Origin of the sequence: Microvirgula sp. AG722, assembly GCF_003269145.1 — a bacterium.
Classification (GTDB): domain Bacteria; phylum Pseudomonadota; class Gammaproteobacteria; order Burkholderiales; family Aquaspirillaceae; genus Microvirgula; species Microvirgula aerodenitrificans.
This window is the reverse complement of sequence record NZ_QLTJ01000018.1, coordinates 1-14,752: the sequence shown is the minus strand read 5'-3', so window position 1 is coordinate 14,752 and position 14,752 is coordinate 1. Positions and strand designations below refer to the sequence as shown.

Below are 14,752 nucleotides of genomic sequence, written 5' to 3'. Positions count from 1 at the left end.
TGCCGTCACGCCCGTTGCTGATGGATGATGCGCGGCTCGCATGCCGCGTTACAGTAAGGAAGAAACAACATGTCATTGATGCCACCCGACTCCGCCGTTGCGCCCGGGACCCGCGCGTTGCGGGTCGAGGCGGTTGGCAGCGCCAGGCTGCCGACTGCACACGGGGAGTTCGTTGCGCACGCGTTCCGGGACCGCAGCAGCGGCATCGAACACCTTGCGCTGACCATGGGGTCGCCCTCCGGCGACGGCGTGCTGGCGCGGATGCACTCGGAGTGCCTGACCGGGGACGTGCTCGGTTCGCGCCGCTGCGATTGCGGCGAGCAACTGGATCTGGCGCTGCAGCGCATTGCCGAACAGGGGTGCGGTGTATTGCTGTACCTGCGCGGCCAGGAAGGGCGCGGGATCGGCATCGGGCACAAGATCCAGGCCTATGCGCTGCAGGACAGCGGGCTGGATACCGTGGCGGCCAATGTGGCGCTCGGCCTGCCGGTCGACGCGCGACGCTACGATTTTGCCGCCGACATACTGCGCCTGCTGGGCGTGCGATCGGTACGGCTGATGAGCAACAACCCGGACAAGAAGGTCGCCCTCGAAGCGGCCGGCATCCCGGTGACCGAACTGCTGCTGCACGCCGTGCCGCAGCACGCCGACAACCGGGCCTATCTGCAGACCAAGCGCACCCGGATGGGACACCTGCTCGACCCGGCATGACAGCCGCCGCGGAGGGCTGTCGCCCTCCGGGAGCTGCAATCAGTCGGGCCTGTACCGACGCCACTCAGGCCGTCGGTGCCCACCATCACTTGCGCTGCCACGCAGAACGGACGAGCGAAGCGAGGTTTCCCCGCGGCGGCGGGGACGGAAGGGGCCGGGCTCGACCAGGGCGCTGACGTGACCGCCAACGCTGCAATCAGTCGGGCCTGTACCGACGCCACTCAGGCCGTCGGTGCCCCCGGTTATTTCAGCGCATAAATGGCCGGCAGGTTGCGCCAGGCGCCGCGGACGTCCATGCCGTAACCGAACACATAGCGGTTCGGCACGTCGATACCGACAAAATCGGCCTTGATCGGCTTCGGCTTGTCGATCAGCTTGTTGGCGAACACGCCGCTGTAGAACGCCTTGGCACCCATTTCCATCACTTTTTCGCGGATGGCGGCCATGGTTTCGCCTTCGTCGAGGATGTCGTCCAGCACCAGCACCACCCGGTCGCGCACGTCTTCCTTCGGCGCGGTGCGCCAGGTGATGGCGCCGCCCTGGGTCTTGTCGCCGTAACGGCTGACGTGCACATAGTCGAAGTCGAGCGGGAATTGCAGACGCGGCAGCAGCTGGCCGGTAAACACCACGGCGCCACCCATCACGGACAGCACCAGCGGGTATTCGTCGCCCAGCAGCGCGGTGATTTCGGTCGCCATGCGGTCGACGGCGACGCTGACTTCTTCCGCCGTGAACAGCACGTCGGCGCTATTGAGCAAGCCACGGGCAGCGGCAACATTGGGCATGATCGGTTCCTTGAACAATATGGGGTAGGGCAAGGGAACGGAAACGGCGAAGCCGCTTCGCGAAGGAAGCGGCCTGGTCGATGACGGTTCCCCGCCGGTCGGACGCGATTCTAGCGTTATTTGCGCCCGGCCAGCCAGTTGTCGAACGCGGCGCCGACTTCCGGGTGCTTGAGTGCGAAATCCACCGTCGCTTTCAGATAGCCGAGCTTGGAGCCGCAGTCATAGCGGACGCCGCTCAGCGCCAGTGCGTGCACCGGCTCGTCGCGCATCAGCAGGTCGATGCCGTCGGTCAGCTGGATCTCGCCGCCGGCGCCGGGCTTGATCGCCCGCAGCTTGTCGAAAATGGCCGGGGTCAGGATATAGCGGCCGACCACGGCCAGATCGGACGGCGCATCCTGCGGCTTCGGCTTCTCGACGATGCTGGTCACGCGCTGCAGGCCGTTCTCGTCGCGTACTTCGACGATGCCGTAGGAGCCGGTTTCGCTGCGCGGTACGCGCTCGACGCCCAGCACCGAGCTGCCGGTGGTCTGGTAGCAGGAAATCATTTCTGCCATGGCGCCATTCGGCATGTCGATCAGGTCGTCGGCCAGGATGACCGCGAACGGCTCGTCGCCGACCGCCGGTCGTGCGCACAGCACGGCGTGACCGAGCCCCAGCGCTTCGGCCTGGCGGATATACACGCAGGATACATTCTTCGGCAGGATGTCCTGCACCGTGTCGAGCAGCACATGCTTGTTGCGCAGCTCCAGTTCGTTTTCCAGCTCGTAGGCCTTGTCGAAATGGTCCTCGATGGCGCGCTTGTTGCGCCCGGTAATGAACACCAGCTCGGTAATGCCTGCGGCGACCGCTTCCTCGACGGCATACTGGATCAGGGGCTTGTCCACCACCGGCAGCATTTCTTTCGGGCTGGCCTTGGTGGCGGGCAGAAAACGGGTGCCCATGCCGGCGACGGGGAATACGGCTTTACGGATCGGTTTCATGAAAAGTCTTCGTGTAATGGGATGCAGAGCAGCGTTTCCCGGCGCAAGACGGGATCGGTCGTCATAGTACCAGTGCCATAAAGCAAATCGGAGCCGGTGCTTGCACCAGGCTCCGATTTTTTCTGCTGCAGTCAGACGCTCAGACCAGCCCGTCGCGCCGCATGCCGTCCAGAACCTTGACGAAGGCGCGCATTTCCTCCGGGGTGCCGATGGTCAGGCGGTTCCAGCCATCGGTATGGTCGAACAGCCGTCCGACCAGGACGTGGCGCTTTTTCATCTCGGCCTGATAGGCGGTGGTGCTGCCCTTGATCCGGTGCATGATGAAGTTGGCCTGCGACGGCATGTAGTCGAGGTGCAGGCGCTTGAAGGCGTCGACGGCGATGGCCCGACCCTGCGCGGTCGAGGCCAGGCTGTGCCGGATCCATGCCGCATCTTCCAGCGAGGCGCGGGCGGTGGCGGCGCCGGCCAGGTTGATATTGTCGATCGAGATGTGCGCATCGTACTGGGCGATGGTGTCCGGATGGGCGAAGGCATAGCCGACGCGGACCCCGGCCAGACCGAAGACCTTGGAGCAGGTGCGCAGCACGATCACGTTTTTCCTGCCCTGTTTGACCCACTTGATCGCGCTCTGGTAACGCGGGTCGGTCACGTACTCGTGGTAGGCCTCGTCGACGATGAAGGTCACGCGATCCGGCGCGCTGGCGATCCACTTGTCGATCACGGCCGCCGGGGTGATGGTGGCGGTCGGGTTGTTCGGATTGCACAGATAGATGGTGCTCGGGCCCGGGTGGGCATCGGCGGCGGCACGCATGCCGGCAATGTCGAGCACATGATCGCGGGTCAGGCCGATCTTGACCGTTTTCAGACCCATGGCTTTGGCGTGGACCTCGGCGTTGTTGAAGGTCGGATCGGCGACCACCAACTGGGCATTCGGCGTCAGCGCTGCGTTCAGGACGGCGGTGTGGATCAGTTCGGACGAGCCGTTGCCGAGGATCACCTGCTTGTCGCTCAGCCCGTTGAGGCGGGCAATGGTGGCGACCAGCGCTTCGCGCGCGTCGTCCGGATAGCGGCATGACTGGCCGGGCAGCACGGCCGCCAGCGCCTGTTTGGCGCGCGGCGACATGCCCAGCGAGTTCTCGTTGAAATTCAGTCGCAGCGGCGTGTCGGCCGACGGAATGAATACCGCCGGGCTGTCATTGGCGGCCGGGGCCGCCGTTGCCGGGGTCTGCGCCACGGCTCGCGACCCCAGGGCGGCGAGGCCGACCAGCAAACCGGACGACTTGAGCAAAGTGCGACGATCCATGATGACTCCCATGAAGGTTTGATAAAAGCGGGTACGCAGGCAGTGACACTGCATTGCCATTGATATTACGGAGCGGGTCGTCGCATTTGCTGGGTCACATCAAGGAAACCCCGGTCTGGCCACGAATGGTAATCAGGGGTCGCATTGCCGCAACCGTCATGCTGGCCAGATAGGCGAGGCAAATAAAAACGCCTGCAAGATATGTCTTGCAGGTGTTTTTGAGGGGGCCGGAGACGGAAAAGCGTCCTATGACCCAAGCAGTGCCAGCAGCCCGTCCTGGTCGAGAATGGCCACGCCGAGCGCCTGTGCCTTGTCCAGCTTGCTGCCCGCCGCGTCGCCGGCGACCACATAGTCGGTCTTTTTCGACACGCTGCCGGCCACCTTGCCGCCGGCGGCCTCGATGCGTGCCTTGGCGTCATCGCGGGTCAGGGTGGGCAGGGTGCCGGTCAGCACGAAGGTCTTGCCGGCCACGCCGTCGACGTAGCTGTCCGTAGTGGCTGCGACCTGCGGCCAGTCGACGCCAAGCGCACACAGGTCAGCGACGACGTCGCGGTTATGCGACTCGGCGAAGAAGTCGACGATCGAGCGCGCGACGATCGGGCCGACATCCGGCACCGCGACCAGTGCGGTCTCGTCGGCGGCCATCAGCGCATCCAGGGTGCCGAAGTGGCGCGCCAGGTCGCGCGCGGTCGACTCGCCGACATTGCGGATGCCGAGCGCGTAGATAAAGCGCTCGAAACGGGTATGGCGGGCGACGTCGATCGCCTGTACCAGGTTCTGCGCGCTCTTGTCGCCCATGCGGTCGAGGCCGGCCAGCTGATCGGCCTGCAGCCGGAACAGATCGGCCGGCGTGGTCACCCACTGCTTTTCCACCAGCTGGTCGACCAGTTTTTCGCCCAGGCCCTCGATATCCAGTGCCCGCCGGCTGGCGAAGTGCTGCAGCGCCTGCTTGCGCTGGGCCGAGCAGTACAGCCCGCCGGAGCAGCGCGCGATGGCTTCGTCCTCGGCGCGGACGATATGCGAGCCGCAGACCGGGCATTGCGTCGGCATGACGAATTCTGCGGCATCGGCCGGCCGGCGGTCGGCGACGGCGGCCACGACTTCCGGGATCACGTCGCCGGCGCGGCGGACGATCACGGTGTCGCCGATGCGGATGTCCTTGCGCCGGACCTCGTCTTCATTGTGCAGCGTGGCATTGGTCACGGTCACGCCGCCGACGAACACCGGCTGCAGGCGGGCGACCGGGGTCACGGCGCCGGTGCGGCCGACCTGGACCGTGATCGCCTCGACCACGGTCAGTGCTTCCTCGGCCGGAAACTTGTGCGCAATCGCGAAGCGCGGTGCGCGCGACACAAAGCCGAGCTGATGCTGGTCGGCGACGGCATTGACCTTGTACACCACGCCATCGATATCGAACGGCAGCGTGGCGCGCCGTTCGAGAATGGACTCGTACTCGTGGATCAGTGCCTCGACCCCGCACACCACCGTACGCTCGCGGCAGACCGGGAAGCCCAGCTGCTGCAGCCAGTCCATGGTGGCGGAATGGGATGGCGGCGCGTCGGCGCCGTCCGGTTCGACCAGCGAGTAGGCGAAGAAAGCCAGCCGGCGGCTGGCCGTGATGCGGGAATCGAGCTGGCGCAGGCTGCCGGCGGCGGCATTGCGCGGATTGACGAAGACCTTGAGGCCGGCGGCGGCCTGGTCGGCGTTCAGCCGCTCGAAGTCGCGCTTCAGCATCAGCACTTCGCCGCGCACTTCCAGTCGTGCCGGCAACGGTGTGGCAAACAGGTCGGTCGCCGGCGGTGGTGTCAGCCGCAGCGGGATCGACTGCACGGTGCGCAGGTTCTCGGTCACGTTCTCGCCGGTGCTGCCGTCACCACGGGTCGCGCCCTGCACGAACACACCGTCCTCGTACACCAGGCTGACGGCCAGACCGTCGAATTTCGGTTCGACTGCGTATTCGACCCGCTCGCGGCCGAGGCCTTCGCGCACGCGGGCGTCGAAGGCCAGCAGCTCGGCATGGCGCTGCGCCGGGTCGTCGGCCTGCATATCGGAAAAGACGTTGTTCAGCGACAGCATCGGTACCGCATGGCGGACTTCGCCGAACGCGGCCAGCGGCAGGCCGCCGACACGCTGACTGGGCGAGTCGGCACTGCGCAGTTCGGGGTGCGCGCGTTCCAGCTCGCACAGTTCGCGGAAGCGCAGATCGTATTCGGCGTCGGGCACGCTGGGCGTGTCGAGCACGTAATACTCGTGATTGTAACGATGCAAAAGCGCGCGCAGCTGGGCTGCGCGCGCGGCAGGTGATGCGGAGAGGGTCATGCGAACAGGCGTAGGGCGGCAATGGAGCCGGGGGCGATGCCGCGGTCATCCATGCGGGAGTGGATCTGGGCCAGCTGCTGGCGGATGACCGCCAGGCTGGCATCGGAAAGCGGGCGACGGGTGTCGTCGACCAGCTCGGCATCGAGCAGCTGCGCCAGTTGGCGCGAGAAGGCGACTGCACGCTCGAACACGTCGGCACTGCCGGCCACGCGCGGCACGTCGAAAACCAGTGAAATGCGGCTGTAGCGCTTTTCCAGCAGGTCCTGCAGCGAGAACGGGCGGTCGTCGCCGCTGGACAGGCAGTACAGGCTGTTGCCGGACTCGGACAGGTAGTGGAAGCGGCCGTCGGCCTCCAGATGCATGCCGTGGGCTTCGGCCAGGCTGCGCAGTTTGGTGCCGTAGAACGGCTTGTGCGCGATCAGGTTCAGGTTGATCAGCACGTCGACATCGGCGCAGAAGCGGTCGAGTTCGCGCGCGGCCGCCAGCGTCGGCTGGCTCTGCGGCAGGGTGACCAGACCGCCATGGTGGGCGGCAAAGTCTTCGACCTGATCAACGAACTGGCCGATCTCGGCTTCGCTGACCGCGCCGCCGCGATCGACCAGTTGCAGGCCGATATGAACGTGGCTGACCGGCGTGGCCGGTGGGGCACCATTGGCGACCAGCCATTCCCCCTGGGCACTGCGGGCAATGACCTGAATGCGGCGCTGGGCGTCGATGCGCGGCCAGGCCTGCAGCGTCGCCGCCGGGGAGAAGGCCACCTCGGCGATAAAGTCGAGTGTCGGTTCCAGCATCGACACGATCAGGGCCTGGCGGTCGGCACCGTTGATGGCGCTGACGACCGGCTCGGCATCGAACGACGGTTCCTGCGGGTCTTCCGCGACCAGGGGGGCCGGCTCGTCGGCCAGGTCCGGCAACGGCGATTCCACCTCTTCAGTCTGCGGGACGGCCGGCTGCTGTGCCAGACGCGGCTCGGACGCCTCGTCCAGCTCCGGCAGCGGTGCATCGTCATCGGGCAGGCTGTCGCGCGGGGCTGCGACCGGCTCGGCATCGGTGGCACTGAAGGCGGTCAGCGACTCGCGCGGCGCGTCGTCATCGGCCAGCAGGCTCGGTTCCAGCTGCTCGGCGCTGCCGTCGCGAACCTGGTGGTTCGGCGTGTCCAGTAGCGGGTCGGACTGATTCTGGCGGAACGACTCAGCGGTTTTTCTGCGGAAGCGCTGTTCCTGCCAGACGTTGTAGCCGTACACCACTGCGATCACGGCGACAGCGAGTGCAATGAGGGCATAGTGCAGATCGGTCATGAGTGCGGTTTCCGTTGCAAAAGCGATATTCCGACGATTATAGCGGCGGCACGCCACTTGACGACCCGCTACGGACAATTTAGCTGCAGACCGTCCTTGCTACATCGCTTCCCGCATGCGCAGCGCCTCGACGATATCGACCGCGACGATGCGCGAGACCCCCTGTTCCTGCATGGTCACGCCGACCAGCTGTTCGGCCATTTCCATGGTCAGCCGGTTGTGGCTGATATAGAGGAACTGGGTTTTATCGGCCATTTTCTTCACCAGTTCGCAGAAGCGACCGGTATTGGCGTCGTCCAGGGGGGCATCGACTTCGTCCAGCAGGCAGAACGGCGCCGGATTGAGCTGGAACAGCGAAAACACCAGACTCATCGCCGTCAGCGCCTTTTCGCCGCCGGACAGCAGGTGGATGGTGCTGTTCTTCTTGCCCGGCGGCTGGGCGATGATCTGGATGCCGGCATCGAGCAGATCCTCGCCGGTCAGGACCAGTCGCGCCTGGCCGCCACCGAACAGCAGCGGGAACAGTTCCATCATCGAGGCATTGACCGCCTCGAAGGTGCTGCGCAACTGTTCTCGGGTTTCGCCGTCGATGCGGGTGATCGCCTGCTCCAGCGTCGCCATGGCCGCAACCAGATCCTCGTGCTGCGCCAGCAGATAGGTTTCGCGCTCGCGTGCCCCGCTCAGTTCGTCCAGCGCGGCCAGGTTGACCGCGCCAAGCGCATTCAGTGCCTGGGCCAGTTTGCCGATATCCGCGGTCAGCGTCGCGGCCTTCCGGCCCTCGCTCAGCCGCGCTACCAGCGCATCTTCGTCAGCCTTGGCCTCGCGCAGTTCCTCGTCATAGCGCTCGAACGCCAGCTTGGCTTCCTGCGCTTTCAGCAGCATCTGGCTGATCGCGTCGCGTACCGGCGCCAGCCCGCTGTCGGCATCGTGCCGGGCGCGGGTCAGCTCGCGCAGTCGCTGCTCGGCCGCCTGCGATGTCTCGCGCGCGGCGGTGACGGCGTCCTGGGCCTGTTCGCGGGCATACAGCGCTTCATGCAGCCGGTCGGCCAGATCGTCGTCGTCGAAGGTTTCGCGTTCGATCGCCAGCGCTTCGAGTTTCTCGGCCAGGATATCCAGCCGTTCGTTCAGTTCGCCCCGGCGGCGTTCCAGCTCGCTGACCCGCTGCTGGCTGCTGGCCAGCGCAAAGCGGGTTTCCTGTCCTTGCCGCTCCAGTTCGCGCGCCTTGTCGCGCGCCAGCGCCAGACCGGTCTCGGCGTCCAGTCGCGCCACGCGTGCCTGTTCCAGCGCGGCGGCGACTTCGTCCAGCGACAACTGGGCTTCCTCCGCACTCAACTGTGCTTCCTCGATCTGCAGACGTTCGCTGGCATCATCGTCGTCCAGCCGCTGCAGTTCGTCGGCGATGGCCTGGGCACGCGCCTCGCCCTGATGCTTCTTCTGCTCGATGGCCGACAGGGTCATGCGTGCGTCGGTGTCCGCCTGCTGGGCCGCGGCCTGGGCATCGCGGGCGGCGGCAATGGCGTCGCGGGTCGCGGCGCGCTCGCTGTCCAGCGTGGTCAGCCGCGCTTCCAGCGCCAGCAGCTGCGGCTGTTGCCGGTCGCGTTGCGCCAGCAGCGCGTCACGTTCGGCGCGGCGGGCCACGATCGAGGTTTCCCCGCGCTGGGCGTGATAGTGGATGCCATGGCGGCTGACGGCATGCCCGTCCACGGTATAGCAGCGACCGCCCGGCGGCAGGCTGTCGCGCAGGGCAAGGGCGGCGTCCAGCGAGTCGGCGGCGAAACACAGAGCCAGCGTATCGCCCAGCAGTGGCGCAAAGCGTGCATCGTCCAGCGTGATGTGGCGCAGCAACGGCGTCAGCGCTGACGGCGGCAGCGCCGGTGCGGCTGCCTCGCGTGCCAGCACCAGCGGCGCCGGCGGGGTGTCGCTCGGCAGCGTTGCGCTCAGGCGCGCCGTGGCGGTATGGGCGAGGGCGGCTTCCAGCGCGGTTTCCCAGCCGGCGTCGATGCGCAGCGCATCGAGCAGTTGCGGCGCATCGGCCAGTTGCTGGCGGGCGAGCCAGTCGCCCATGCCGGCGCGGGCCTGTGCCGCATCGAGCAGCTTGGTCAGGGCGCCAGCCTCGGCGTCGAGCGCCGACAGCGCATCGCGCTGGCTTGCACGCTCGCGATCGACCGCCTGCCGTTCGCGGTCGAGCTCGGCCAGGCGGTTCTCCTCGTGGTCGACGGCCTGACGGGCGGCCTCCAGCGCACTGGCGGTCCGGCGGGCGGCATCGGCGGCATCGGCCAGTTCGCCGGCGGCCGGCAGTGCCAGTTCGGCATGTTCGTCGCGCAGCCGGCCACGGCGTTCCTGCAACTGGGCCAGCGTGCGCTGGCCGGCGGCGGCGCGCTGCTCGGCCAGGTCGCGGCCCCGGGTCAGTTCGGCGACCTTGTTGGTCAGCGCGGCCAGCTGGCTGTCGCGGCTGCGGAACTGCTGCTCGGCATCCGGCAGGCTGCCATCGCCGCCATCCAGCGCCATCTGCGCTTCCTCGGCCGCGTACCGGGCTTCGTCACGGCGTTCGGTCCATTCGGCCAGTTCGGTCTCGATCTGGTGCGCCTGGCTGGCGAGTGCCGATTGTTCGGTGCGGGCGCTGGCGAATTCGCGCTCGACCCGCGCCCGGGTGTCCTGATGATGTCGTGCCTGTTCTTCCAGCCGCGCGACCTGCGCCGACAGATCGGCCAGGTGCTGCTGGCGGGTGCTGACTTCGTCGCCGGCCGCGAAATGCGCTTCGCGTGCCGCTTCGATCGCCGCGTCCAGCTCGGTGCCGCGTGACGACAGCATCGCTAGCTCGGTTTCCAGTCGCGCCAGTTCGGCACTGGCCTTCGCCTCGGCTTCCTGTGCATCGCGCTTGCGCGTCAGCGCCAGCAGGTTCTGCAGCTCGGCCAGTTCGTCGCGCATGCCCTGGTAGCGCTGCGCGACCTCGGCCTGTTCGGCCAGTTTTTCGACCTGACGGGTCAGTTCCTCGCGGATATCGTGCAGGCGGGCGAGGTTGTCACGGGTATCGGCCAGCCGCGACTCGGTTTCCTTGCGGCGCTCCTTGTACTTGGATACGCCGGCGGCTTCTTCCAGATAGGCACGCAGTTCTTCCGGGCGGGCCTCGATAATGCGCGAGATCATGCCCTGTTCAATGACCGCATAGCCCTTGGTGCCGACGCCGGTGCCAAGAAACAGGTCGGCGATATCGCGCCGGCGCACCTGCTGGCCATTGATCCAGTAGCTCGACTCCCCCTGCCGGGTCAGTACACGCTTGATGGCGATTTCGGTGTACTGGCCCCAGGTGCCGGATGCGCGGCCCTCGCCATTGTCGAATACCAGTTCGACCGAGGCCCGGCTGCCGGGCTTGCGCGTGCCTGAGCCGTTGAAGATAACGTCCTGCATCGACTCGCCACGCAGCTGCTTGGCTGAGGATTCGCCCAGCACCCAGCGCACGGCGTCGATCACGTTCGATTTGCCGCAGCCGTTCGGGCCGCAGACGGCGACCAGCTGACCCGGCACCGGGATCGAGGTCGGGTCGACGAAGGATTTGAAGCCGGCGAGTTTGATATGGGTGAGGCGCACGTTGAACCCGGGGGGCGGTAGAGTCGATGCGCATTTTACGTGAAGCGGCAGCGGACAGGCCCGCGAGATGCGGGCCTGTCAGGAAGGGGCGTTTTTTACCTGCAGCCGGTCTTGCGCTTCAGGCTTTCGGTACGCGGATCAGGTAACGGATGGTCGGGCCATCCTGCTGGATGTCGAGCATCTCGTAGCCGTGGTTGCGGGCGTCGAGCGGGATGTTGTTGATCGACTGCGGGCAGTCGCTGATTACTTCCAGCACCTGGCCCGGCGCCAGCTGCGGCAACGCTTCCAGCGTGGCGACGGCAGGATACGGGCACGGTTCACCAACCATGTCGAGACGGAAATCGGGGGCGGGCAGCGTGCTCATGCGGACTCCTTGGCAAGACGGGGGGCAGCGGTCGACTGGCGGGCGAAGAAGCGTTTTTCCCACCACAGGATCAGGCCGAAGGCGACCGCCAGCAGCAGATAGGTGACAAACAGGCCGCCAATCGGGCCGAACTGCTGCAACAGATTGATTTTTTCGTAGTTGGTAGCGAGAGCCGGGGCCACATCGTCCCAGACGTAGGCGAGGGCGGTCGCGCCGATGATATTGCCGAGGCCGACCCACCAGTAGTGAACCTGGCCTTCGACCGCGCGGTACATCCAGCCGGTTTCGCAGCCGCCGGCCAGCACGATGCCGAAGCCGAACAGCAGACCGCCGATGACGGCATTCGGGCCTGCCCACAGGATCTTCGGCTCGGCGCCCATCTGCACATAGCTGAAGATGCCGATGGCGCTGACCGCCATGCCGAGGATGATGGCTTTGGCCATCTGCGTGCGGCCGGTGATCCATAGGTCGCGGAACGCCGAGGTGAAGCAGACTTGCGCGCGCTCGATGATCAGGCCGAAAGCCAGCCCGAACAGGGCGGCAAAACCGAGTTTCGGCGCATCGAAGGCCCGGGCGACGGCCCACAGCACAAAGGCGACGAACACCAGCATGCCGATGCGGAAGCGGCGGGCGGCCACGGCCGGATCGGCGGTCAGCGCGGTGGCGGCGGAGACTTTCTGCAGCTTGACCGGGATGCGGAACATCGGCAGCAGCGTGAAGCGGGCGCCGAAGTACGAACCGGCAGCGGTGGCCAGCGCGAAGAACCACGCATGCAGCGAGAACTGCGGGATGCCGGTAAAGAAGGCCGCCAGGTTGCAGCCCATCGCCAGCCGGGCACCGAAGCCGGCGATGATGCCGCCGATCACGGCCTGGGCGATGCGGATGCGGTGCTGCGGCACGCGCAGCTTGACGTTGTTCGCCCACAGCGCGGCGGACAGGCAGCCGGCGAACATGCCGATGATCATCATCCCGTCGACGCGCGTCAGCGGCGTGCCGTCGAGGTGGATCACCTTGAAATAGCCCCAGGTCTCCGGATGGAAGCCGGCGAACTGCAGCAGATGGCCACCCCAGCGGGTGAATTCGCCGGTCACGGCCCAGAAGGTGCCGGTCAGGCCGAAGTAGTAGGTGGCCAGCACGCCAGCGGCGATGACGGCCGGTACCGGATTCCAGAACTTGATCAGGTATTGTTGTTTGAATGACTCCCAGGTCATGGGATGGGGCTCCGGGAAGGCACGCGACGAGCGCCGCGTGAGGGTTAGGCGCCGCGGGGGACGACAAGGGACAGGGGCGTCGCGAAAGACGCCCGATAGATACGGTATAGGCCAGCCCGCATGGAGGGGGCCGGCCGGCGCGGGGCAGGATTATCGCAAAATCCGGCCGGTTCCGCCCGCGCGTTCGTGCCGGGCGGGGCTCAGGCCTGCCGTTGCCGCCGTGCCAGTTCGCCGAGTCGTGCCAGCCGTGCCGCCTGTCCGGCATTCCATGGTGCGGCGCCGGACAGGCGCAGGCAGTTGCGGAAACCGCCGCATGGCGAGAACAGCGGACCGGGGGCGAAGTCGATGCCTTCGGCAATGGCGGCATGGAACAGTTCCACGCTGTCGAACGGCTCCGGCAGCGCCAGCCACAGCACGAATCCGCCCTGTGGTTCGGAGATCCGGGTGCCGGCCGGGAAGTGCTCGCGGACGGCGGCAGTCAGCATCCGCATCTGGCTGACCAGCGCCCGGCGGAAGGCGCGCATGTGGCGCGCATAGCCGCCATTTTCCAGGAAGCGCGCCAGCACCACCTGCGACAGGCGCGAGGTCGAGTGCGTACCGATGTATTTCTGCAACTCGACGCTGGCGCGGAAGCGGCCGGCTTCGACCCAGCCGACGCGCAGGCCGGGGGCGACATTCTTGGTCAGTGACGCGCAGTACAGCACATTGCCGGCGGTATCGAACGCCTTGACCGGGCGCGGGCGGCGCGGACCGAAATGGAATTCGCCATAGATGTCGTCCTCGATCAGCGGAATGTCGCGCGCCGCCAGCAGCGACGCCAGCCTCGCCTTGGCCTCGTCCGGCATCAGGCTGCCCAGCGGGTTGGAAAAGTTGGGTACCAGCACGACCGCCTGCACGGCGCCGTTGCGGGTGGCCTGCTCCAGCGCGTCGAGTGAAATGCCGGTCTGCGGGTCGGTCGGAATCTCCAGCGCCTGCAGTCCCAGCGTCTCCAGACAGCGCAGCAGCGTGTAGTAGGCCGGCGACTCGATGGCGACCACATCGCCGGGGCGGGTCAGGGCACGCAGGCACAGGTTCAGGGCTTCCAGCGCACCATGGGTGACGACAATGTCGTCGACGGCGAAGCGTCCGCCCCATTCCATTGCCTGGCGGGCGATCTGGCGGCGCAGTTCGATCGCGCCGGCCGGGTGGCCATAGTCGGCCAGCAGCTCGGGCTGACGGCGCACGGTATCGCTCATCAGCCGGGAGATCGCCGCCAGCGGCAGGTGTGCCGCCGATGGCGTTGCGCTGCGAAAACCGCCCATGCCGCAGTCGGCTTCCTGGGTATGAACCTGCACGTATTGCCAGAGCAGCGGATCGACCGTCACCGGTACCGGTACCGGAAGGGCCGGCGGTGACGGGGGTGTCGGGCGGCGCGGGCGCACATAAAAGCCGGACTGGGGCCGGGCCTCGATCAGACCGCGGTCCTCCAGCAGGCGGAACGCCTGCTGGACGGTCGACAGGCTGACCTGACGACGGGCACGCAGCTCGCGCAGGGACGGCAGGCGGTCGCCATGACGCAGCGTACCGGCGGCGATCTGGCCGGCGATGTCGTCGGCCAGGCGCTGATAGAGGGGAAGCAGCGGGGTCATGCCGACATGCTAACGGCTGGGCGCGACTTGCACAGGGACAGTTGTCGCCCGACTGGACCGGTACAGCCGGTCGGGCCGGGAAATTGTATCGACTCAGCTTGTCGATATCAGTTCGATATAGCGATTTTTACGTGAATAACGGTTTTTCATATGCGAATTTACAACTTTCAATCGCTTGAAAATGCGTAAAAGCGTCACGCTCCAGTGCAAAACAGGGGATTTGGCGCAAAAGGCCAACAAACGGTTTCCACGGCTATGTTTCTGTTGTCCGCGCCGACATAGCATGGCTCGAAAATGCCTCCCGCCTGCCGGCCTGTCCGGCTGGAGCGGGGGCAGACAACGATCCCTCTACAAAGCGGAAGCCCCGACCATGTCCACTCTGACCCCCCTTGCGCTGGAGCGACGCTGTTTCGCTCCGGGCGACGCCTTTCGCCAGGCAGCCACCCTGTCCGGCATGGCAGCCTGCAACGCCGTCTGCGAACGCGCGAACAACGATTACGAAGGCTTCTGGGCCGACCTGGCCCGCGAACTGCTGAGCTGGCACAAGCCGTTCACCCGCACCTTC

At 66.5% G+C, this 14,752-nt stretch carries 11 protein-coding genes; 2 read left to right on the top strand and 9 right to left on the bottom strand.

The window, feature by feature from the left end:
* The first annotated feature begins 69 nt into the window (after window positions 1–69).
* Window positions 70–711: a GTP cyclohydrolase II gene (gene ribA, locus DFO50_RS16335; protein WP_084300239.1), complete on the top strand. Its 642-nt coding sequence runs from the start codon at window positions 70–72 to the stop codon at window positions 709–711.
* Window positions 712–953: 242 nt separating this feature from the next.
* Here ribA and DFO50_RS16330 read toward each other — a convergent pair whose 3' ends face one another.
* The 9 genes from DFO50_RS16330 to DFO50_RS16290 all read right to left on the bottom strand — a co-directional run bounded on the left by DFO50_RS16330 (window position 954) and on the right by DFO50_RS16290 (window position 14,187).
* Window positions 954–1,496: a hypoxanthine-guanine phosphoribosyltransferase gene (locus tag DFO50_RS16330; protein ID WP_028500029.1), complete on the bottom strand. Its 543-nt coding sequence runs from the start codon at window positions 1,494–1,496 to the stop codon at window positions 954–956.
* A 116-nt stretch (window positions 1,497–1,612) separates the two neighbouring features.
* Window positions 1,613–2,476 carry a UTP--glucose-1-phosphate uridylyltransferase GalU gene (gene galU / locus DFO50_RS16325; RefSeq protein WP_028500030.1) on the bottom strand — a complete coding sequence of 288 codons (864 nt, stop codon included), beginning with the start codon at window positions 2,474–2,476 and terminating at the stop codon, window positions 1,613–1,615.
* A 139-nt stretch (window positions 2,477–2,615) separates the two neighbouring features.
* Entirely contained in the window at window positions 2,616–3,779 is a 1,164-nt protein-coding gene (locus DFO50_RS16320; RefSeq protein ID WP_107888694.1) for a histidinol-phosphate transaminase, read from the bottom strand.
* A 246-nt stretch (window positions 3,780–4,025) separates the two neighbouring features.
* Complete coding sequence (ligA, locus tag DFO50_RS16315; RefSeq protein WP_107888693.1) at window positions 4,026–6,098, bottom strand: NAD-dependent DNA ligase LigA; 2,073 nt, start codon at window positions 6,096–6,098, stop codon at window positions 4,026–4,028.
* Window positions 6,095–7,396: a cell division protein ZipA C-terminal FtsZ-binding domain-containing protein gene (locus DFO50_RS16310; protein ID WP_112692877.1), complete on the bottom strand. Its 1,302-nt coding sequence runs from the start codon at window positions 7,394–7,396 to the stop codon at window positions 6,095–6,097. Before DFO50_RS16310 ends, ligA begins: the two co-directional genes overlap by 4 nt.
* A 99-nt stretch (window positions 7,397–7,495) precedes the next feature.
* On the bottom strand, window positions 7,496–10,984 hold the full coding sequence (gene smc / locus DFO50_RS16305; RefSeq protein ID WP_112692876.1) for a chromosome segregation protein SMC: 3,489 nt from the start codon (window positions 10,982–10,984) through the stop codon (window positions 7,496–7,498).
* A 118-nt stretch (window positions 10,985–11,102) separates the two neighbouring features.
* On the bottom strand, window positions 11,103–11,348 hold the full coding sequence (yedF, locus tag DFO50_RS16300) for a sulfurtransferase-like selenium metabolism protein YedF (protein WP_028500035.1): 246 nt from the start codon (window positions 11,346–11,348) through the stop codon (window positions 11,103–11,105).
* Complete coding sequence (gene yedE / locus DFO50_RS16295) at window positions 11,345–12,667, bottom strand: selenium metabolism membrane protein YedE/FdhT (RefSeq protein ID WP_255420247.1); 1,323 nt, start codon at window positions 12,665–12,667, stop codon at window positions 11,345–11,347. Before yedE ends, yedF begins: the two co-directional genes overlap by 4 nt.
* A 92-nt stretch (window positions 12,668–12,759) precedes the next feature.
* The gene (locus tag DFO50_RS16290; RefSeq protein WP_112692875.1) at window positions 12,760–14,187 is read right to left on the bottom strand and encodes a PLP-dependent aminotransferase family protein; all 1,428 of its coding nucleotides are present in this window, start codon (window positions 14,185–14,187) and stop codon (window positions 12,760–12,762) included.
* Between the two features lie 370 nt (window positions 14,188–14,557).
* Here DFO50_RS16290 and DFO50_RS16285 point away from each other — a divergent pair.
* Window positions 14,558–14,752: acetyl-coenzyme A synthetase N-terminal domain-containing protein (locus DFO50_RS16285; protein WP_146745124.1), on the top strand; the 195-nt coding region annotated here is incomplete at its 3' end.